The sequence below is a fragment of the Listeria sp. ILCC797 genome, from assembly GCF_900186185.1.
In the GTDB taxonomy this organism is placed as follows: Bacteria; Bacillota; Bacilli; order Lactobacillales; family Listeriaceae; genus Listeria; species Listeria goaensis.
This window is the reverse complement of record NZ_FYBS01000009.1, coordinates 45,450-65,960: the sequence shown is the minus strand read 5'-3', so window position 1 is coordinate 65,960 and position 20,511 is coordinate 45,450. Positions and strand designations below refer to the sequence as shown.

At 39.2% G+C, this 20,511-nt stretch carries 28 protein-coding genes; 1 reads left to right on the top strand and 27 read right to left on the bottom strand.

Annotated elements, in window-relative coordinates; genetic code table 11:
- Nucleotide 1: 1 nt before the first annotated feature.
- From BN1609_RS10105 to BN1609_RS10055, 11 genes are all read right to left on the bottom strand, one after another.
- Complete coding sequence (locus BN1609_RS10105; protein ID WP_088840822.1) at nucleotides 2-823, bottom strand: N-acetyltransferase; 822 nt, start codon at nucleotides 821-823, stop codon at nucleotides 2-4.
- A 77-nt stretch (nucleotides 824-900) separates the two neighbouring features.
- Nucleotides 901-1,545, bottom strand: coding sequence for a ribulose-phosphate 3-epimerase (rpe, locus tag BN1609_RS10100; protein ID WP_088810675.1), 645 nt, complete (start codon nucleotides 1,543-1,545; stop codon nucleotides 901-903).
- A gap of 47 nt (nucleotides 1,546-1,592) precedes the next feature.
- A complete protein-coding gene (locus BN1609_RS10095) occupies nucleotides 1,593-2,258 on the bottom strand; it encodes a ribulose-phosphate 3-epimerase (protein WP_088810674.1) in 666 nt (221 codons plus the stop codon).
- Nucleotides 2,255-2,704, bottom strand: a complete 450-nt coding sequence (gene rpiB / locus BN1609_RS10090) for a ribose 5-phosphate isomerase B (RefSeq protein ID WP_088840821.1) — start codon at nucleotides 2,702-2,704, stop codon at nucleotides 2,255-2,257. The genes BN1609_RS10095 and rpiB overlap by 4 nt, the downstream gene beginning before the upstream one ends.
- A 132-nt stretch (nucleotides 2,705-2,836) precedes the next feature.
- The gene (locus BN1609_RS10085; RefSeq protein ID WP_088810672.1) at nucleotides 2,837-3,871 is read right to left on the bottom strand and encodes a zinc-binding dehydrogenase; all 1,035 of its coding nucleotides are present in this window, start codon (nucleotides 3,869-3,871) and stop codon (nucleotides 2,837-2,839) included.
- Nucleotides 3,872-4,924: a galactitol-1-phosphate 5-dehydrogenase gene (locus tag BN1609_RS10080; protein ID WP_088810671.1), complete on the bottom strand. Its 1,053-nt coding sequence runs from the start codon at nucleotides 4,922-4,924 to the stop codon at nucleotides 3,872-3,874.
- A 26-nt stretch (nucleotides 4,925-4,950) separates the two neighbouring features.
- Complete coding sequence (locus BN1609_RS10075; RefSeq protein ID WP_088810670.1) at nucleotides 4,951-6,222, bottom strand: PTS galactitol transporter subunit IIC; 1,272 nt, start codon at nucleotides 6,220-6,222, stop codon at nucleotides 4,951-4,953.
- An 86-nt stretch (nucleotides 6,223-6,308) separates the two neighbouring features.
- On the bottom strand, nucleotides 6,309-6,590 hold the full coding sequence (locus tag BN1609_RS10070; protein WP_088810669.1) for a PTS sugar transporter subunit IIB: 282 nt from the start codon (nucleotides 6,588-6,590) through the stop codon (nucleotides 6,309-6,311).
- A gap of 1 nt (nucleotide 6,591) precedes the next feature.
- A complete protein-coding gene (locus BN1609_RS10065) occupies nucleotides 6,592-7,065 on the bottom strand; it encodes a PTS sugar transporter subunit IIA (RefSeq protein WP_088810668.1) in 474 nt (157 codons plus the stop codon).
- On the bottom strand, nucleotides 7,065-9,131 hold the full coding sequence (locus BN1609_RS10060; protein ID WP_088810667.1) for a BglG family transcription antiterminator: 2,067 nt from the start codon (nucleotides 9,129-9,131) through the stop codon (nucleotides 7,065-7,067). The genes BN1609_RS10065 and BN1609_RS10060 overlap by 1 nt, the downstream gene beginning before the upstream one ends.
- A 319-nt stretch (nucleotides 9,132-9,450) precedes the next feature.
- Nucleotides 9,451-9,807 carry a VOC family protein gene (locus BN1609_RS10055; RefSeq protein ID WP_088816173.1) on the bottom strand — a complete coding sequence of 119 codons (357 nt, stop codon included), beginning with the start codon at nucleotides 9,805-9,807 and terminating at the stop codon, nucleotides 9,451-9,453.
- 121 nt (nucleotides 9,808-9,928) lie between these two features.
- On the opposite strand from BN1609_RS10055, the gene BN1609_RS10050 reads away from it, so the two are divergent.
- Nucleotides 9,929-10,390, top strand: a complete 462-nt coding sequence (locus tag BN1609_RS10050) for a universal stress protein (protein ID WP_088816172.1) — start codon at nucleotides 9,929-9,931, stop codon at nucleotides 10,388-10,390.
- A 70-nt stretch (nucleotides 10,391-10,460) separates the two neighbouring features.
- Here the strand turns inward: BN1609_RS10050 and BN1609_RS10045 are convergent, their stop codons facing one another.
- The 16 genes from BN1609_RS10045 to BN1609_RS09975 form a co-directional block, all read right to left on the bottom strand.
- Nucleotides 10,461-11,012 (bottom strand): hypothetical protein, encoded by a 552-nt coding sequence (locus tag BN1609_RS10045; protein WP_088825905.1) that lies wholly within the window; start codon nucleotides 11,010-11,012, stop codon nucleotides 10,461-10,463.
- A 28-nt stretch (nucleotides 11,013-11,040) separates the two neighbouring features.
- Nucleotides 11,041-11,478 carry a hypothetical protein gene (locus tag BN1609_RS10040; RefSeq protein ID WP_088825904.1) on the bottom strand — a complete coding sequence of 146 codons (438 nt, stop codon included), beginning with the start codon at nucleotides 11,476-11,478 and terminating at the stop codon, nucleotides 11,041-11,043.
- The gene (locus BN1609_RS10035; protein WP_088825903.1) at nucleotides 11,475-11,945 is read right to left on the bottom strand and encodes a hypothetical protein; all 471 of its coding nucleotides are present in this window, start codon (nucleotides 11,943-11,945) and stop codon (nucleotides 11,475-11,477) included. Before BN1609_RS10035 ends, BN1609_RS10040 begins: the two co-directional genes overlap by 4 nt.
- A 74-nt stretch (nucleotides 11,946-12,019) precedes the next feature.
- Nucleotides 12,020-12,892, bottom strand: coding sequence for a DUF1672 family protein (locus BN1609_RS10030; protein ID WP_088825902.1), 873 nt, complete (start codon nucleotides 12,890-12,892; stop codon nucleotides 12,020-12,022).
- Between the two features lie 56 nt (nucleotides 12,893-12,948).
- Nucleotides 12,949-13,572 carry a pentapeptide repeat-containing protein gene (locus BN1609_RS10025; protein WP_088840820.1) on the bottom strand — a complete coding sequence of 208 codons (624 nt, stop codon included), beginning with the start codon at nucleotides 13,570-13,572 and terminating at the stop codon, nucleotides 12,949-12,951.
- A 242-nt stretch (nucleotides 13,573-13,814) separates the two neighbouring features.
- Nucleotides 13,815-14,300, bottom strand: a complete 486-nt coding sequence (locus BN1609_RS10020) for a hypothetical protein (protein WP_088825900.1) — start codon at nucleotides 14,298-14,300, stop codon at nucleotides 13,815-13,817.
- 3 nt (nucleotides 14,301-14,303) lie between these two features.
- Nucleotides 14,304-15,896 carry an HNH endonuclease gene (locus BN1609_RS10015; protein ID WP_159458332.1) on the bottom strand — a complete coding sequence of 531 codons (1,593 nt, stop codon included), beginning with the start codon at nucleotides 15,894-15,896 and terminating at the stop codon, nucleotides 14,304-14,306.
- Between the two features lie 145 nt (nucleotides 15,897-16,041).
- Entirely contained in the window at nucleotides 16,042-16,386 is a 345-nt protein-coding gene (locus BN1609_RS10010; protein WP_088816168.1) for a DUF2185 domain-containing protein, read from the bottom strand.
- Entirely contained in the window at nucleotides 16,367-16,657 is a 291-nt protein-coding gene (locus BN1609_RS10005) for a hypothetical protein (protein ID WP_088816167.1), read from the bottom strand. Before BN1609_RS10005 ends, BN1609_RS10010 begins: the two co-directional genes overlap by 20 nt.
- A 14-nt stretch (nucleotides 16,658-16,671) precedes the next feature.
- Nucleotides 16,672-17,187: a hypothetical protein gene (locus BN1609_RS10000; RefSeq protein WP_088816166.1), complete on the bottom strand. Its 516-nt coding sequence runs from the start codon at nucleotides 17,185-17,187 to the stop codon at nucleotides 16,672-16,674.
- Nucleotides 17,188-17,209: 22 nt separating this feature from the next.
- Entirely contained in the window at nucleotides 17,210-17,950 is a 741-nt protein-coding gene (locus BN1609_RS14110; protein ID WP_088816165.1) for a hypothetical protein, read from the bottom strand.
- Nucleotides 17,951-18,239: 289 nt separating this feature from the next.
- Nucleotides 18,240-18,452, bottom strand: coding sequence for a hypothetical protein (locus BN1609_RS09990; protein ID WP_244169966.1), 213 nt, complete (start codon nucleotides 18,450-18,452; stop codon nucleotides 18,240-18,242).
- Between the two features lie 20 nt (nucleotides 18,453-18,472).
- On the bottom strand, nucleotides 18,473-18,970 hold the full coding sequence (locus BN1609_RS09985) for a hypothetical protein (RefSeq protein ID WP_088816164.1): 498 nt from the start codon (nucleotides 18,968-18,970) through the stop codon (nucleotides 18,473-18,475).
- Entirely contained in the window at nucleotides 18,970-19,572 is a 603-nt protein-coding gene (locus tag BN1609_RS09980) for a hypothetical protein (RefSeq protein WP_088816163.1), read from the bottom strand. The genes BN1609_RS09985 and BN1609_RS09980 overlap by 1 nt, the downstream gene beginning before the upstream one ends.
- A gap of 5 nt (nucleotides 19,573-19,577) precedes the next feature.
- Nucleotides 19,578-19,739, bottom strand: a complete 162-nt coding sequence (locus BN1609_RS13935) for a hypothetical protein (protein WP_159458168.1) — start codon at nucleotides 19,737-19,739, stop codon at nucleotides 19,578-19,580.
- A gap of 255 nt (nucleotides 19,740-19,994) precedes the next feature.
- Complete coding sequence (locus tag BN1609_RS09975; RefSeq protein WP_088816162.1) at nucleotides 19,995-20,507, bottom strand: hypothetical protein; 513 nt, start codon at nucleotides 20,505-20,507, stop codon at nucleotides 19,995-19,997.
- Between the last annotated feature and the right edge of the window lie 4 nt (nucleotides 20,508-20,511).

The following is a 20,511-nucleotide window of genomic DNA, read 5'->3' as shown; positions in this document are numbered from 1 at the left end:
ATCAAGGGTTAAAAAGCATCTCGTATTGCTCGAACGTTCTCACAAACCCAACTTCCGTAAGCAATTGGATAAGCGACTCATTTCTAGCATCCACATTAATCGTGCTTAGCGTTTCAAAAGCGAACAGCGCCAAGATATGCGCAAGTAAGGCCGCGCCGGCTTTTTTCGTTTGCGCCCCCATCTGAACAAGCGACTGGCTGGTCGGATTTATGACGGCGTACCCAAGCACTTCCTCCCCTTTTCGGTACGCAAAACACTGGAAGTCACCGCGCAAAGCTAAAATTGCGTGCTGATTGTTCTGCCATGACGGCGGGAATTCAAGCGTGGTTTCAAAATTTGCGACTTGGTCTACTGCTTCTGTCGTGACATGAGTTGACAGTTGCGGCTGAACTTGTGGGGCGTCTAGGCGGAAGCACAAAAAACGCCTCGCGACTTGAAAGCCTTTTTGCTCATAAAGCGCGAATGCCTTTCGATTTTCCTGCAAAACCTCGAGGACGTACGCCGCTGCACCGCGCTCCTTTAGCGTTCGAATACTTGCGTCAAGCATCTTAGAAGCGATTTTTTGCGCCCGAAATGCCACTTTCACACCCGTCCCGAGGTTATAAAAGTTGTTTTCGCGTTCAGCATTTAAAATAAACCCGACCAGGTCGGTGCCACAAAAGGCGCCAACGGAAATATCCGCATGAAATCCCTTGCCGACAAGCATCTTCTGAAAGGCATCCAGACTCGGCTTCATCGGAAGCGCATAATCTGAAAAAGCATCTAAAAATGTCGCGTAAATCGTTTCAACGGAGACGCCGTTTAAGTTTTGGTAATGCATCATTCTAACCGCTCCCTTCATCTTCTCATTATACATGAAAAATCCCTTCTGATAGAAGGGATTTCAGCTTGGAGAAAAACTCATTTTTTCAAAAAATCTGCCGTCACTTTTTTATCCGCACTTTGGAAGAAATACGAGCCTGCGACAAGAATATCGACACCCGCCGCCTTGCATAAATCCGCCGTTTCCTGATTGATACCACCATCGACCTCAATTAGGTAATTTAAATCGTTTTCTTTTCGATATTGGTCTAAAAAAGTCATATTGTGGAGCGTTCCTGGAATAAAACGTTGTCCGCCAAAGCCTGGATTGACCGTCATTTGTAGCACTAGATCCACTTCCGCTAAAACGCTCACTAAACTTTCGGCCGGCGTACCCGGATTTAAAACGACACCCGCCTGGCAGCCCGCTTCTTTAATTTGGTGAATGACACGATGAATATGCGGACAAGCTTCGATATGCACCGAAATAATTTTTGCCCCTGCTTCCGCAAATTTTTCGATATACAAATCTGGATTCGCGAGCATCAAATGCACATCGAGCGGAATGTTCGCCACGCCAGCAATTGCCCCCACCATATCAATCCCAAACGTCAAATTGGGCACAAAATGGCCGTCCATAACGTCAATGTGCAAATAGTCCGCGCCAGCAATTTCGGCTTCGCGAATCGATTCGCCCAGCTGCATATAATTCGCCGCAAGGAGCGACGGAGCTAGAAGCGTCATGCGCGCTCACCTCCCTCTAATGTGAGTTGCATCATCATTTTTCCCTCCTAATCAATTTCCGACCAAATTTTTAAAGACCGCGTCGCATAATCATACGTATCATTTTGATGAAAAAGCGTCGACGTCCCAAGCACAAAGACATCTGGAAGCGCGTCCCGCATGAGCCCCACCGTATGGCCGTTAATATTCCCGTCGACTTCTATAAGCGGAGCATACGGATTATCTTTTATTTTTTCTTTTAAAATAGCGATTTTAGTTAGGACGTTCTTGTTAAATTCCTGCCCCGCAAAGCCTGGATTTACCGTCATCATGAGAACCATATTCACGTGATCCAAATACGGAAAAATGGCCTCAACGGGCGTTTCGGGATTGAGCGCAATCGAAGGTTTAATGTTGTACGATTTAATCCTCCGAATGACCTCCATCGCATCACTCGCAGCCTCCACGTGGAATGACATGTATTCCGGCTTTGCAACTTGAAACATATCCACATATTTAAGTGGCGTTACCGTCGCCAAATGAATATCAAGCGGAATGGACGTTGCCGCACGAAGCGCCGTCAAATATTCCGGTCCGAGTGCCAAATTGTTCACATACACGCCGTCCATAACATCACAATGCAAAAGCTGAATGTCCGCTGCTTCTAGGCGCCTAAGCTCATCTGCCAAATGAAATTGGTCCGCACACATAATCGATGCCGCAATTTGCCTCACCGTAACCCCTCACTTCTTTCGATATTTTCGACTAAAGCAAGCCGTTTTGAATGTCGACCGCCGCTAAACTCGGCGGAAAGCCAAGTATCCACGATTCGAAGCGCGAGCCCCTCGCCTAGCACCCGCTCCCCTAAACACAACACATTGCTATCGTTATGTTCGCGCGTCGCTTGCGCCGAAAAACAGTCTAAAACGACCGCCGCTCGAATGCCCGGTACTTTGTTTGCCGCAATACTCATACCGATGCCCGTCCCGCAAACTAAAATGCCTAAATCCGCTTCTTTATTTGTGACGCTGCGCGCAACTTCCTCTGCATAAGACGGGAAATCGACGCTTTCCGTACTGTACGTCCCAATATCCGTTACTTCATAGCGTTCTTTTAAATGCTGCACAATGGTCTCCTTCAGACGAAGACCGCCGTGGTCACAACCAATTGTTATTTTCATCCTAATCCACCTTCTGTGCTATAATAATCAGAAGGATGACTGCTTACAATTCCCCAGCCCGCCAGCTTGGTTTTGTAAAAGTTGTCCTTTTTTTGTAAAAGGTTGCAAAACAGTCATCCTCCTTATGGTTACTTAATTTGATTTCACTAATACTTTGATTTCATTTCCGGCCATCACTGCTTCAAAACCCGCGCGCCAGTCGTCTAAATCATAGACTTTTGTAATCATTTCGTCTGCATTAATTTGACCTTTAGCGAGTAAATCAAGCGCGAGAATCCACGAACTTGGTTTCTGTGAACGACTGCCAATATAAGCTATTTCACGTTGAATAATTGCTTCCTCATCAATTGCATTTTTCTTTTCAGCAAATAAGCCAACTTGAACGAAATCGCCTTTTTTCTTTGTTAACGGAAGGCCTTGATTAACCGCTGGGACCGCGCCAGAGCAGTCAAACACTTTATCCGCACCGTAGCCGTCTGTCATGCTTAGAACGATATCCTCTAAATCATCGGTTAGCGTATCGACAACCTTGTCTACGCCTAGTTTAAGTGCCAGAAGAAGTCGCGCCTTATCTTTTGTAATCCCCGCCATGATGACTGTCGCACCTTGTGCCACCGCAACTTGCGCAAGTAGGAGTCCAATCGGTCCCGGTCCAAAAATGAGGACTGTGTCACGCGCACCCACTTCCGTTTTTTCCAAAGCCGCATGCACACAACAAGCAAGTGGTTCCGTTAGCGCCGCTGCCTCGTATGAAATGCTATCTGCGAGCAAATGACAGCTCTCCTCGCGCGACAACACATACTCCGCAAAACTGCCGTTAGCTTGCGTTCCAATTCCTTTTCGGTTGCTACATAAATTGTAATCACGCTCTTTGCAATAAACGCACTCGCCACAAGTTTCGAACGTCGTTTCACTCGTCACCCGGTCACCAATTTTGAATTTCGTAACCAAAGGACCAACCGCAACCACCTCACCTGAAAATTCGTGGCCGAGCGTCACTGGCGTTGTCGGATTTTTGTACTCCCCTTTAAACGTATGAATATCCGATCCGCAAATCCCTGTATACGCAACTTTAATTGTGACACGGTCGCCGTAAACCTCTGGAACAGGCACATCTCGGAGTTCCATTTTGTCATAACCAGGTTCTGTTTTCACTACCGCTTTCATTTATAACACTTCCTTCTGTGGTAAAATCAGCACTTTGTTGTAATCTTCCTTGCGACCTAAAATCATTTCAAAAGCGTCTGCCGTATCCTGAACAGCATAGCGATGCGAGATAAGCGGTTTCAATTTAATCTTCCCTTGCCGCACGAACTCAATCGAATTCTGCCACTCTTTCCCTGGAAACGGCGCCGAATACGAATTCCAAAAACCCTTTAGCGTCAACTCGCGCCGGAAAATATTCTCAAACGCTTCCTCACGCAAGAGCACGTCCGCATAAGCAATTCCTTGGTAACCAATCTTGCCCTTCTTCCTCGTCACAAGCAAACACTGCTCCTGCGTCACCTTCGAACCCGCGCATTCCATCGCAATATCAACACCTAAACCATTTGTTAGCTCTAAAACGCGCGCCAACAAATCTTCCTTTAGGGGGTTAATTGTGTGCGTGCATCCGAACTGACGCGCATCTTCCAGTTTCTTGTCGCTAATGTCCACCGCAATGATGTCCTTTACACCCGTCAAATTCAAGCATTGCACCGTCAAAATCCCAATCGTCCCAACACCAAAAACTAACACCGTATCGCCGACTTTCGGCCGAATGCCTAGTACCCCGTGCATCGAAACCGCAAGCGGTTCTAGCATTGCCGCCTCCTCAAAATCGAGGTCATGAATTTTAATGACATTTTCCGCCTTCAAAACGGTATTTTCCGCAAAAGCGCCGTAAAAGTGTGAACCAATCATGCGATAATTGTCGCATAAGGAAAACTCGCCTGATTTGCAGTACGTACATTTGCCACACGGTTCAAGCGGAATACCCGCCACACGGTCGCCGACAGCAACATTCGTCACATCACGACCAACTTCCGTAATCACACCCGAAAACTCATGTCCCATGACAGCTGGCAGCGGATATTTCCATCTCGTTTGCATCTTATGAATATCCGAACCGCAAATTCCAGCCGCCATCACCTTAACGCGAACTTCATCCGCATGACAAACAGCTTCTTCAATTTCTTCCGCCTTTATTTCATTGTTCTGATAGAGCACAGCTGCTCTCATAATCCGTCACCTCGGTTACATATTTCTTAGAAAATTGCCGCCCACATTTGGGAGAATTTCAAGATAATCCAGTTAAAGAAGTTACCACCCATATCAAGCGTACTCACCTCAGATGCTCCTTTAGGGAACTCATATACACCGCTCATCATTTCCGTATGCACAGGCCCAAAGTCCGTCGCCATCAGAAGCGCAAGAGCGATAACCACTGTTCCGGCTAAAACGGAGTGTAAAATGTTCCCTTTTCGACTAGCTACAACGAACGATACGTAAAATGGAATTGTGGCCAAGTCACCAAAAGGCAACACCTTATTCCCCGGAATAATAACCGCTAGGAAAAGTGTGATCGGTACGAGAATTAAACCAGTCGAAATGTTGGCCGGGTGCCCAATTGAAAGCGCCGCGTCAAGCCCAATATAAAGTTCGCGCCCTTTAAAACGAGATTTCATAAAATCACGCGCCGATTCGGAAATCGGAATTAAGCCTTCCATCAAAATTTTAACCATCCGTGGCATGAGGAACATCACGGCGCCCATCGACATCCCAAGTTGCGCTGTAGCGCCGACGTCGTAGCCCGCAAGAAGTCCAATCGCAATACCAAGAATTAGCCCCATCATCATTGGCTCACCGAAAATACCAAAGCGTTTTTGAATCGTTTCCGGGTCAATATGAATATTTTTAATCCCCGGAATTCTAGCAATTAGCCACCCAATTGGAATTCCGACAAACCCGAATGCCGCTGTGGAGCCTGTTGGTAACGAAATCCCTTTCAACCCGTAAAAATCTTCTACCATGTGTTGCGTTTTGTCTGCCATCCAAAGTACGAGCACCTCGTAAATGATGGCGCAGAGAATCGCGAACCACCAGCTGCCGCCCGTTACGATATAACCTGTCGCACCCGCTGCAATGAAGTGCCAATAGTTCCAAATGTCGATGTCGAGCGTCTTAGTTGCCTTCATCAAAATAAGTAATAAGTTAACCGCCAAACAAATTGGAATTAAAATCGCCGCAACTGGTGATGCCCATGAAGCCGCCGCTGCTGCTGGCCAGCCCGCATCAATAATCGTTAAGTTCATGCCGAAGCGTTCAACCATTTGTTGCGCTGCTGGGCCCAAGTTGTCAGAAAGCAAACTAATAACTAAGTTTATCCCAACAAAACCGATACCAATTGTAATTGCCGAACGAACCGCTTTTTTAGCTGGCACACGGAAAATAAGTGCAATAAAGAAAATCATAATCGGTAAAATAACAGTTGGACCGAGATTAAGTACGTACTGTACTCCTGCTAGTAGTTTATCCATTTTCTTTTTCCTCCCTAAAGCAAGTCTTTTTATTTTGATAACAAGGGTCATCTATTCCGAAGATTTAGACAACCCTTAATCATCAGTTACTTTAAATACGATAAAATTTCTTCGTCCAATTCCTCCATACCCATTCCTGTAATATAGCTTGTCGCAATGATTGCCGGAATTTTGTACGTCGTCGGCAAAATCGTTGTCGACACAATCAAGTCCGCCCCGTCTTGAAGCCCTGCTGCCTCCGAAATTTTAATTTGCTTCACTGTCGCATCAATATGATGTTCCTTCACCAAATTTTCCACCTTATCAGTTACCACCGTTGATGTTGCAATTCCTGCCCCACATGCTACTAAAATTGTATATTGACTCATTTTAAATTCCTCCTATCGCTATTTTTTCCAAAGTTTGAATGATTTCCTCCGCTGAATTAGCCGCATGAAGCGCGCGAATATTCCCCTTATCTTGAATGATGCCCATTAGTTGCCGCAATACTTCAAGTTGACTGTGCGGCTCGTTTAAACCGAGCACAAAAATCACTTCTGCTTTTACATGTTGGTTTTTATCTTCCATGAGTTGAAACGGAATGCCTTCTTTACTCGTCAAAACGGCGATAAATTGTTCATTCACACATTCTGGGTCGGTATGCGGAAGCGCCACGCCATATCCATCGAGTTTTAATCCCGTGGGAAAGACCGCCTCACGCTCCATCAGTTTTCCTAGAAAATGATTCGTCACATAGTGGAGTTCCGCCCCTTTATCCGCTACCGTTTTAAAAACATCTTCTTGCGTGACGCAAGTTGTATCTGTCCATATCAGCTCTTTGTACAAAAATTTCACTAAATCCATTACGACTCCTCCTGTAGCTCGTTTCCCGTATTATTTTTAATAATTGCATGCATCATTTCTGTGTTTTTTGCTGCGCTAAGTTTGGCAAGCTCACTCTTTTTACCTGAAAGCTCCATCAGTTGACGAAGCGCCGTGAAATGCGCGTTTTTATCCACTGCTGCAATCACAACAATAAAATGCAGCGGCGTTCCGTCCTCCAAAAACAATCCTTCTTCCACAAAAAGCATACTCATGCCAAGACTCAAAACACCTTTTTCTGTTTCCGCATGAGGGATTGCAATCGTTTTCCCAAGAACAATGTTGAGCGAAGGCACCCCGTGTTGCTTTTGCATCTCAAGAATATATTCATTCGTGATTGAACCCGAGGCCAGAAGAGGACTCGCCGCGATTTCAATCGCATCTTCAAAACTTGAAATATTTTTCAAACGAATAATGCGTTCTTTTGGGATTAAATCAGCTAGATTTTGTTTCGCGTCGCGGTCGTCCAGCTTTTTCTCCTCCGTCGGGTGCAGCTTTTCCGCAAGCGCCCGTTCTAGTTTTTCCGGATCACGAATATCCGCATATTTTTGGACGGTTTTCATTAAACTATCCACGCTTAAATAGTCTTCAATCAAATAAACCGAGCGTAGAACTCGCCTTCTAAGTTCAATTTTTTCCTTTTCATCCATCAATTGACTTATTAAAAAGAATTTTTTGTTAGTCGTAAGTGGAACTGCTGAGAACACCATATCGTAAAGTAAATTCGTCTGCTCAAATTCCCGAATAGACATCGCTTGGTAAAAGAAAATTTCTGGAAACAAGCTTCGAAGTGTTTTTTCCATCAGACGTGAAATCGAAAGTCCATTCGGGCAAACCACAACAGCTTTCATACGCGTTTGCAGCTTCTCTGTCGTTTCAATTAAATGGCCGCCAACAAAAAGTGTGATGAAAATACTTTCGTTTTCAGGAACTCGCGTCCCAATAAATTTTTCCAAAGGGTAAAGCGACTGTTTCACAATATAGTGCACCGCCTGAAACTCCTCATCAATCCTGTCTAAAATGCTGTAATCCGTTGTTAAACGGTATTTGATACGATAATAAGCTGGTTTGATATGGGCAAATAACTTTTCTAGTAGCGTTTCTTTATCCACAAGCTGAACTACTGCTTTTTTCTCAAACTCTGTTAAAAATTCTGCCAATGCCAGCCTAAGTTTCGGCATTTCCTCCGATTTTAGATGGTCCTTCAAAAGAACATTTGTTGTTAAAATTTGAAGTGTAATGTACATCCGTTCTTCTTTCGATACATTTCCCAAACCGCTTATTAAAATTTCCGCCGCCCCGTACTCACGCGTATCCGAAAGTTCGCTATAATCAATTTGGAAAGCTGTCGTAATCGTCTGGTTGCTATTAATTCTTCTAAAAATTGCAATTAAAATGTACGGCAAAATCTGCATCTTGCTATCAATAAAGTGGAGATTGAGATGCGTTTCTACTTGTTCGAGTTTCAACCGCAACCCTTCAACTTCCGCTTTTTCCATCTGCATAAACCGTTTTAAATAATCTTCGCCGCCGTAACTTTCAATCACATGTTCCGCCGCGATAAGCATCGCCGTTCGCACATTCCACTCATCTCCCACAACCAAATACCCTTTCATGCGTGAATATTTGACTTCAAGGTGGAACTTATCCAGCATCTTTTGAACAGCTTTCAAATCGCGTAAAACCGTATTTTTACTCACCTCCAGTTCACTAATAAAATGGTTTAACGATAATTCCTCATTTCGGGTTGTGAGCATAAGAATGATTAAACTCGCTCGTTCTTTCTCTGAAGGAATGTACCAATCAGCTTTTTCAAACTCATCCTCACCAATAATTTTAAACAGGTCAGGATAGGTAACAAATCGCCCGCCAGCACCACGATGAATTTTAGGAAAAGCTTGCTCCTCCAGCCAATTATTAATCTTCAAGAAACTATAATCGACTTGCCTGCGACTAAGCCCAAATTTCTCTTGCAGCTCCGCATTTGTAACATCTGGATGTCTCAAAATCTCTTTTAGAAGCGTGTCGCTACGTTCATCCAAATACATGTCGTTCCCTCCTGTTCTACTTCATTATAATTCTTAGCCAAACAAAAATGTACACGCTTTCATCACCAAAATTCGTGGAAGCCGTGTACATCTTTGGACTTTACTTGTGTATTTATTAACAATTTTCACATGCTGCACCGCTAAAAACCGCATGAATAAGCAATCCTCTCTCAAAGTTTGTTAACCATTTTGTGCACCATGGGACCAACGAACAAAAAAAGACACCGCGCTTTGCTGTTCAAAACGCTGTGCCTACACTTATTATACAAACCCCCACTTACAAAAAGCAATCTAATTTTTGAAAAAAGCAATCGTCTTATTATGCGTAATCGCCTTCCAAAATCATAATCTTATTACCAATCGGGTCGATGAAATTTAATTCGCGGCCGCCCCACTCGGCAAGCCTCGGCGGCGTGTCTGTCACCCCGCGCGCGTTTAGTTCCGCGTAAGTTTCATCTAAGCTTTCACACGAAAAAACAAACTCAACTGGCGCGCTCTTCGCCTCTTCCTGCCACACAATGATGCCCGGTTCAGCGAGCGTAAAGCCAAGTTTCGCCCCAACGCTATCCCCGTGCCCCGGAAAAACAATTGGAATCCCAAGCTTCTCATGATAAAAATCGACCAATTCAGCCGCGCTCGGCCCCGCAATATTCACACCTTCAAATTTTCTAATCATTCATTCACACCTCCATAAACCTATTCTACCCTAAAATGTCACACCACATCCCCTTTTAAACAAATAACGTCTAAAAATCTCTTAATCTGGGTATAAAACAATATAGGAAAGGGTGAGAAAATTGACAACATATAAACGAATTTTAGTTGGCGTAGACGGTTCCAACGAAGCAGAAGCAGCCCTAAGACGCGGAATCACCATCGCAAAAGAAGCCGATGCCACACTCGGAATCGGCTTCATCGCAGACATTCGCCGCATCGCCCCACTCATTGATTACGAACAAACCTATGCAAAAAAAGCCAAAGCCTACGGGGAAGAACTTGTAGAAATCTACAAAAATGAGGCCGAAAAAGCCGGTGTCAAACACGTCGAAACTTTCGTCCACTTTGGAACACCCAAAACCACATTCGTGAAAAAAATACTTAAAAATTTTGGCGCCGACCTTGTGCTCGTCGGTTCAACCGGCCTCACCGCATCTGAACAACTTATCCTCGGTAGCGTCACCGAATTCGTCGCCAAACACGCAAGCTGCGATGTTATTGTTGTCCGGGGGAAACCGTGGAATGCGAAAAGCTTTGAATGAAAATAGGCAGGAACTTATAAAGCTATTATCTGAACTAGCTATATAAGTTCCTGCTTGTTCATGTAAAAACTCAATCTACATATTCCCCAGCAGTGGTTTTCCATTCACAATTATAATCGGCCGGAGTAACCTTGTCATTTTCTGAACTTGGAATCGGTAAAGTAAATGCTACTGCCTCATTATTTTTTATAACACTGTATTTATTTTCTGGAAAATCAATTTTCTCTTGATCATAAATTTTAGCCCCAGTCGTCTTATTAGACAATGTTAGGCTTATTTCCATATTTTTTACTGGTTTTCCAGAACGATTAATAAAAGCGCCCATAAACCCTCTGTTCGTAGGTTCAGCATTCTCATAATCAAAAGCTGTGGAAAATGCTAGACCTACTTCACCAGCAGCAGGACTTGTAATTTCATTAATATAAGACTCTGTAATGTTATATAATTTTTCTTGTCCTTGAGTTAGCTGACCATCTTTAGTTACATAAATTAATTTTATTTTATTGTTTGTTTTTTCATTTTGTGCTTCTATTGAGGCCTCTTTCTCTTCTTTTGGTGTATCACACCCATATAAAATTAAGAAAAGCAAACTACTTAATAAGATAATAGAAAGTTTCTTCATTATTGATAATAACCTTCTTCCATTGATTTTAATTATTACTTTTTCTAATTCGCTTCATATAATTATCATTTATTTTTTGAATTTTACCAACGGTAGCAAGGTTAGCAAGTATAAGTAACAGCATTCCTATAATATACAAAACGAATCTATTATCATAGACAAATCCTAAATAACCTCTTCCATCTTCTAATGTCTGATTTATAAACGGTCCTAAAAATATCGTAGCTCCTACCACGCAAAGAAACAGCACAGCTAAAACAATATACATTAATTTTGTTTGAGGCGTGTACACTAATAATTGAGGATTATTTACTTTGTGTACAACTTTTATTTGCATAGTCGGTACAAGTACCATAATAAATAAGAAAATACTCATAATACCAAAAGCAGCAGGATATATCATTATAATTTTCCCAAACAAATTGGCAAATATAAACAAATAATACTTATCTATAATTTTGTTCATCTCTCTACCCAATCCATTTTGTTTAAGTATTTTTCAGTAATAAATGCAGCTATTGTATTTGGTCGCACTTTTCCTTTTAAAATTCGGAGCGTACTACCACGAAGAATCACTACAATTGGAATGAACAAAGGAATTAAGTATAAAATAGAAACAATATTTATGAATTTCAAGAGTCTTTTATCATAACTAGTCTCCACTTGTTCCTCATACATTTTACAATCTCTAAGTATCCATTTTAGATTTATGATCCAACCTATCAAATACGATACACCGAAAAGAACGATAAGAAATGTTGGCATTAACCACGGTTTATCCCTTAATAACATTCCCAACTCTTCGTTAAAAACGATACCAAATACTAAACCAAAAATCGCAATAAGTATCATATCTATGAAGATCAAACTTTCAAAAACAAATCGCCTTTGAATATTCTTTACAATAATTGAACTGAAGTAATCTTTTTTCATTAATTTCTCTTCCCATCTCTAGCTGTAAAAATCTCGCCAAATTTATTTATAGCCCTTCTCTTACATGCCTTATTTTAATATATTATCAAACTTTCTGCAGAAACGGATTCTCCATCAGGCAAACCTACTCTGTTTACAATACTGTTCTTGAATATATCTATCGAATACTCCCCTTTAGGAATATTTGCTTGTTCATTTAACTTCTTAATCATTCTGTTTGCCACCTCTTTTTCTGGTAATTTATCCATCTTAGAATAAAAATCTATTGATATTAGGGGTTGATCCAACTCACTTGATCGATTGCTAAATAAAGTCTTTAGCTTACTTTGATCTATATCACCTTTTAAATAATCATTATAAATTTCTTTATAATCATTTGCAAAAACCGATATAAAGAAATATTTTGTTTGATACCCATCACTTGCCGTTTTATCTACAGCTTCTTGTCGTAGTCCCAAAACATCATTTTCCTTAGCTAACTCTGCTAAGAATTTATCCAAATTAGCGAATTCTTCCTCGTACGCTTTCGCATACAAGCCACTAACAATCGCCTTCTCTACTTCCCCTTCTTCCGAACGTACCACATTCGCTTCTTCTGGATCCAATGTTTTCTTCGCCATATCTAATCCTACAATGACTGATGTATGAAATTGAATTGGTTCTTCCGCTTCTACCATCACCACAGCGGCACTTCTCGCTGGTACTACATTGTTCACTTTTACATCGGTTTTATATGTTTCTTTCATATACTTGATTGCTCGTCTACTTATTTCAGCTTCATTTTTCTCCACAATGTCTTTCGATTTGTCTCCATCTACAAAAATAAAACCTTGACCTATGTAATCTTGTACAGGAGTAGTACCCTCTGCCTCTTTTTTCTCATTGGTTTCAGAGCAGCCTGATAATGTAACTAGCGCTATCAACAATCCCAATAAAACGCCCTTCATTTCATCCCTCTTTTCATCTGTTTTTCTTCCTCATGTCAGTACTTGTTTGTTCGACATCAGGCATGTTCCATAGCTTGCTTCTCCAGCCATTTTTTTGCTTCTACATCGTATAAAATCATATCGTTCTCAATGATGATGCTTTCAATTTTTGCTTTATCTACATTCATAATATTACTGAATTTAGTTCCTTTAAAACAACAATTTTTTAGTGTAACCTGCGAAAAATCAATATTTTTCAATCTACTTTCAGAAAAATCCACATTTTCAAAAGCACTCTCGGTCATATTAACATTAAGCAAATGCACGTTACTTAGATTAATTTCATAAAAGAAACTATCAATAAAATCAACATACATTAAGCTAGTTCGAAAGAAGTTACATTTATCGAATGTTGTTCCCACTACTCTTAGATAATCCATATCCGCTTTTATAAAATCAATATTTTCAAATATTGATTTTATAAATTGTGTATGTCCAAAGTTTCCATTTGAAAAGTCTATTTTCTCAAAACTGCTGTTCTTAAATTTACAGCCTAGCACTCCTACATCTACTAAATCTATATTACCTATTGAAATACCATCGTACTGTTTATTTTCTAAAAATAATTGTTTTCCTTTTTCTTCATTAGATTCATACCAAGCAACGTGGTCACTTAAAGCTTTGTTCAACTCTATGTTCATAAATACCTCCTATTTAGGCCATATCTTCACATTCTTACTAATTTGCAAATTGAAGGAAAAATAAGGAAATTATTGACTAACTTCTATATTTTATAGCACTATAAATAAAGTCAATAGACCGCTAGACTCTCCTAACATCGCTATTGGCTTTATTTATTGAACATATACCTTTAGAACACACAAAATGCTGTATTCTAATCTAACACCATTGAAAAACTCATATTTTTCTGTCATCCTTTAAATTATAACAAGATATCTTGAAACCCAACTTCTGTAACTATTTCATCTTCAAATTTAATCCCTAATCCATGTTCTATCTCCCATGTGCATTCACATAGAAAACCAGCTTCTCTCTTGTCATCAGCAAAAACCATTGGGAACATAATTTGTTTTGGAGTTACAAGAAAGTATACTTCTTCTTTTTTTGTTATTTCAGGCACAAATTTTTTTCTATCCTCTTCACTCATAAATTGTTCTCTATAGTTCAAACTCTCCTTTTGATAGTAATTAAATACCGCCTCTTCTGCATCATTAATCCTTTTATTAATGTCTAAAAAGAAATTTTTATACGATTCTATCTGAGCTATTTCAAAATCAGCATCCTCCTCTGCATCAATAACAATTTGCATTTCATATTTTTGACCAAAAAATTCAAGCTGTATAGCTTTAGTCCATCCATAATCATATTCTATCTCGCCAAAAACTTTATGATTTATTTTTCTCCCCATTCTCTATTCTCCTAACATACTTAATAATTTCTTAATTTCTGCTACTCCACCAAGATGACCAAATTTGCTATTGATAATAGTAGGTACAAGCTGCATTGTTTTCATGTCATTTAACTCGTGCCAAGTTAATTTATTTTCTTTTCTTAATTTTACGATGTCTTTCCTAGAAACACCTAATTTTTCAGCTAACAACTCATCTGCTTCTCTAAAATTAATTCTCCTGTCTGTTGTCATGCCTGAAATTTCTACCTCACCAATTGATACAGGGGAAAAATCTGGAATTGCCTCAGAATATTCAATACCATCCACTCCAGATTCTTTTAGTACAGTATTAACTTCATCAAGCTCAGAAATAAACTTCGAATCCCCTCTCGTACCAGTCCATTCCCCATTATTAACAGGAGTTTGAGATAATCTTTCTTCATAAGTACTAGGTAAACTTGGCAAGTCATCTGCAAGTTTACTACCTTCTTTAATTATATCATCCCCACTTCGTATACCGCCACCCAAAGAAGTATCAATCTTACTCAAAACCGCTCTCACTTCATCACTTGCTTTTGACAGGCTTGTCGCTGCTTTATTGCCAGCTGGTAATACACCTGCGCCTTCCATTGCTAGTTGTCTCTTTGGCAAAGCATTGCTTATATTATCTGAAAAACGGGCTACGGCTTCACTTGCTTCATCAATAGAGGTAGTTAGACGCTTCCCAGCTGATTGAATCGCATCGTTTGCGGCCGTTTTTAAATTTCCTAAACGTGACGCCACTTCCGATTTCCCAATGCGAATCACATCATCTATTTTAGACGTAGCCGTCTTCATACCACTTGTAAAGACATTATCTGCTAGTCCCGCTAGGCGAGTACTGCTTGTGACAGCTCTTGCTCCACTTGATAGTGCTTTGACACCGGGAACAATATCGAGTAGGGATAAGCCACCTCGTAATATCCTTTCACCAGCGTCTAATTCGCGTCCGGAAACCCAATCTTTCCCAGAAATAGCTGAACTCATCTCTAGTGCCCCCATCGCAAAACCAAGCGCAAGGCCTGCTGGCGGGCAAAAGATTCCGACTCCGATAATGACTACTGCACTGACAATATTTACCCAAAATTCTTTCTCTTGTTGTTCATCCTTAATCGATTTATACTCGAAAGCTCTTGTGTGAACGGAGCCAACAATGAAATCAGACTTACTCACCTCTTCATCAGGATTAGCGAGTTTCCATTCGTTATACATGTCAGTAAGCTGGTTCCCGTAGAAATTATCACCACCAAGCAAGTCTTCCATGTTTGCTTCTTTTTTAGGAACTTCGATTGTCGTTGTTTGTCCGTAAGAGTAGCTATTATAAACCGTTTGCGTCGAAGTTGCACCAATCCGATTCGTTGTCGTATAGGTCGTAATGCTTAAATCTTGCATACCATCAACAAACGCATCTAAATCTTTATGGAAAGGTTCGTCTACTGTTTCATTCACAACACCATCTACTTTATCCATAAACTTGCTGAGAATGCCGATATCTTCCCCGATGCTGTCTCGTTTTGATTGGTTACTTGAATGGCTGTATGAAATAGCAAAAAGATATGGAAAAACTAATCTCACTATCGAGTTAGTTTTTCCATATCTTTTTTGATATTGCAACAATACGGCTAGCTTTTGTTAGCTATTAGCAACTTGATTAGCGAGTTTACCTCTTATCACTCAAGGCTCTATTTTCTCAATTCCCATCGCTTGGTAGAGTGTCTTTCTATTTTGTTGTTATTATCTCATCAATAGTTATTTCTCTATCAGTTTTCAAATCATAAAATCCAATATGAACATCTTTTTCATACAACCAACATAAATCTGCTCCATATGGGGCACTAAAAATTTCTAACATTACTGGAGCTATCTTAAATATAGAATCTGCATTTAAAATTGTAAAGTTACTAGAGTCATTTACATACTCTTCATCATCCAATTCAGAATAAAGCATCCAACCATTTAAATTATTATTTTCTGATTTTTCCCTAAATGAGTACTTTATCGGATTTCCTTTGCAAATATTATTAGAGACTATAAATCCTCCGAAATCAGAATTGTTTATTCTCACTTTCAAATTCCTCCACAACTGTAATAAAATCATTTCTCCATGAATATTCTTTCGCATAATCTAAACATGATTTCCCAAAGCTATCTTTTAACCTGTAATTTGATCCTTCTTTTAACAACACGTAATATAGTGGTTTATTTTCATTTGTTGATAGCTTATCAATTGTAACTATTCCTGTGACAACTTCTTTACCTAGTTCCTTTGCTACTGTTCCAAATATATCGTGTGTTTGTTGATTTCCCGCAAATTCAGAATAGCAGGGTGAAAACATAATCACCTTTTTTGTTACATGTATTTTTCAATTTCCTTTTGATTTACAGGATAAACTTTTCCATAAGGTCCTGTATACTCATTTCCACTAGTGTCTTCTGTCCATCCACATCCTGCACACTCTAAAAGAATCTTATCAGAATTGTCCTTATAAACTAATTTAATATATCTCAACTCATCATTTGGCGTGATAGGACAATCTTTCCCAGAATATACTGTGACCATATCCCATAATGTATCTCGAATTGACATTGCTAGTGTATCTATATTTTCATATGCTCTTACTAAGCGCTTTGCTTCCATGTCTAAACAAATATCTGGGGTAGCAACTAGATATTCATTTATATTAATATCTAGAAGTTCATTCAATCCCCATTCATCTTTTACTTCGTCAGTAAATTCTATGGGATGTTTTTTTACAAAAGATACTAATGCCTCATAATAACTAAAAAAGTTCTTTAACGCTTGAGAGTCACTAAAAATTTGATAATATTCTTTTAATAAATCTTCACTAATTGTCTCTTCTCTCATAATTGCCTCCACAATAATAATTTTAAGGTGCTGGAACTGGATAAGTAGTTATTAAATTTCCAGCTCGGTCAGTAATTATTTCAATCCAACTAGTAGGTTTGCCACCAAATTTCAAGGCGGTATTTCCAATTATTTCTCCTGTATCCACAATTCTCTTATACTGTCCACCAGACATATCAATCACAGTGGATTTAACAGCTCTGGGAGATTGCAAAATCTGTTTTAATTTATCAGTAGTTATTGAAAAAATAGAACGACTGTTTGCAAGCGGTCTATTAAAGTGCCCATCATATACATGTTCAAATCCTGCTGATACTGGCTTTCCTGTTGAAGGTCTTTTTGGAGTAAATCTAGTTCTCCCATTCGCTACATTAATTCTTGACTGTACAACTCCAATGTCTGAATTAGGAACATTAGCCCCTAAAGTGCTACTTGTATTTTTAGAAATCGCTTGATTGGCTGTACTCGTTTCAAAAGAACCTTTCTTTGGCGAGCTAAGATTGATGTCTTTTATGCTTTCAGGGGAAAGGACCGTCTTAGCTGAGATACCACTATTCGGGACAGCCTTAACTTGAAACGCACTCATATTACTTAATCCCTTATACGCACCCCAACCAGCTGTCAGCCCTGTCAGCAGACTGCCTCCAATACCTATATTCCTAGCCGCATCTTCCCCAACAAACTGAGGTAGGAACTCATTCGCTGCCCAATTGGTCGTATATCCAGTACCAGCTGCGGCTTCATACGCTTGTTGATTTCCCATAAAAATGGTATCTCTTAATCGTCTTCCACATCACGTAAATTTTTGTTTAGTTTTCTAGTAACATGCTAATTTCAACACTTTTGAAATTAGCAAAAAGATATGAGCACACTAATCTCGCTATAGAGTTAGTTCTCTCATATCTTTTTTGGTATTGCAGTCTCCATACAATGAATACGGCTAACTTTTGTTAGCTAGTGGCGACTCGATTAATGAGTTCCTGATTACTAGTCAAGACCTTATCACTTGATTACTAGTCTTGTGATAAAGTGCCTTTTTCTAGGGATAGTCTTTATTTACTAAAATCTTTCTTAATATCTTCTAAGCCTTTCATCAGAGCATCTTGTATAACATCAACAGTCGTTTGGTATTTAGAGTCTTTAGACTTAACGATATTAACAAACTCCTTAAGCATACCATCTACCATAATCGTCACACCTTCAACTTTTTCTCCCGTTTGCTCATTTTCAAATTCTTCTGCCATTATTGAAATAGTTTTTTTCAATTTAAAACATTCCTTCCTAATTAATCATTAAATAAATTGGTACCACCATGATTAAGCCAATATTTTTTCGAAATTGGAATTTCATTTTCAAAATCTGTATATTTAGAATCCCAAAATTCAGGAGCATAGTCTTCATATGAAGATGGTTCCGAGTAATTTGAATACAATATTTTCTTGTCAAAATCCACATACAAACTAGGTCTATAATCATATTTCCAGCTGTCATCTATATTACTTTTACTTTTTGATAAGGATTCTCTTAATTCTTCAACAGTTGTTTTATTTTCTTTTATTAAATTAAGAAATTCTAAAGCATTAGAGGTATCTAGAACTAAGTTGTTTTTTCTACTTTCATCAATATAGTCAGTATTAATACTATATCCTTTATTTTTAAATGCTTCAATACGTTTCTGATAATCTAAAAACCAAATTTCTTTATCAGAAACATACCATAATAAATTTCCTTCTAAAACAACTGCTACAATTATATTTTTCGTATAGTCTGGTATCAAATTCATTACTTTCCACCCTTCGTTACCTTAACATTAATAGCATGTTCTTCAATCCATTCAGACCAAGGCGGGGGAAACTCAACGCTTACTCCTGGAGTAGTTGGGTCAGTCAGTTTCGGTGCAGCTCCCCCTTGATTTGCTGGATTAGTTTTTGAGCCAGCTTGAGGAATTATATTTTCTTGTACAAAGTCATCAAACCACTTCGGCATCTCAATTTCTATCAAATCTGCACCCAATCTATTGCTTTCAATAAAATGTTTCGCATGTTCTCCATTATCAATACTTATATTTAAATCTCTATCTTTTTTGTTTATAAAAATATTTCCATCTCCATCTACAACAATTCTATCTTGGCTAGATTTAGTTCCTTGTCCGCCTTGAACTCTACGATAAATAACTGTTTCTTCTGCTACCTCAAGTCCACTAACTTTCTCACCAGTCTCAAAAGTACTACTCGCGTTTTTAGAAATCGCTTGATTAGTTTTACTCGTTTCAAAAGCGCCTTTCTTTGGTGAACTAAGATTAACATCTTGTATTCCCTCAGAGGGAATGGTAGGCTTAGACAGAACTCCACTATTCGGGACAGCCTTAACTTGAAACGCACTCATATTACTTAAGCACCCCAACCAGCTGTCAGTCCTGTCAGCAGACTGCCTCCAATACCTATATTCCTAGCCGCATCTTCCCCAACAAACTGAGGTAGGAACTCATTCGCTACCCAATTGGTCGTATATCCAGTACCAGCTGCAGCTTCATACGCTTGTTGATTTCCCATAAAAATGGTATCTCTTAATCGTCTTCCACATCACGTAAATTTTTGTTTAGTTTTCTAGTAACATGCTAATTTCAACACTTTTGAAATTAACAAAAGATATGAGCACACTAATCTCACTATAGAGTTAGTTTTCTCATATCTTTTGCTACATTTGCTGCTATATCAGCTCCTCCAACACCATCTATTCTACAAGACCAGAAAAATGCAGCATCTGAATCTGTTTTTAATTTTATTCGAATTTCATTTTGCTTAAAATTAAGTAGTAGACTCTATACTTTCATTAAGTTCTGTCCATTCATCATCTGAGAAACTAGAAAATTCCAAGCCAATAACCTCACCCTCTTCATTTAGAAATAAAGATACATGGCTAGACATTTTTATAACAGAATCTATCTTTTCTTCATCCAATTTAAAATATATTTTTTTTCGTTCCCTAAGTATTTTAAAAGCAGCTTCTTTAGTTATAATCGAATTTACATCAAAAATATTTGTTTGTATCACTGGATTTTTTTCTGTATACTCCCCAACAATTAAATTAGAATCTTCTATATCATTGATGGATGTGAATACTACTTCTACAATTTTCTGTGTAACAGAATTAATTTTGATCTCAACAAATGATTCATGTTCGTTAACGAATCTATAATAAAAAAATTCTCCTAATCTATACTTATCATCATTTTCAGAAAACGATATAGTGAGTGGGACGTAATAGTCAACTTCCACATCATCTTTAACCAGTTTATTTTCATAACTTTTAATCTTCATATTA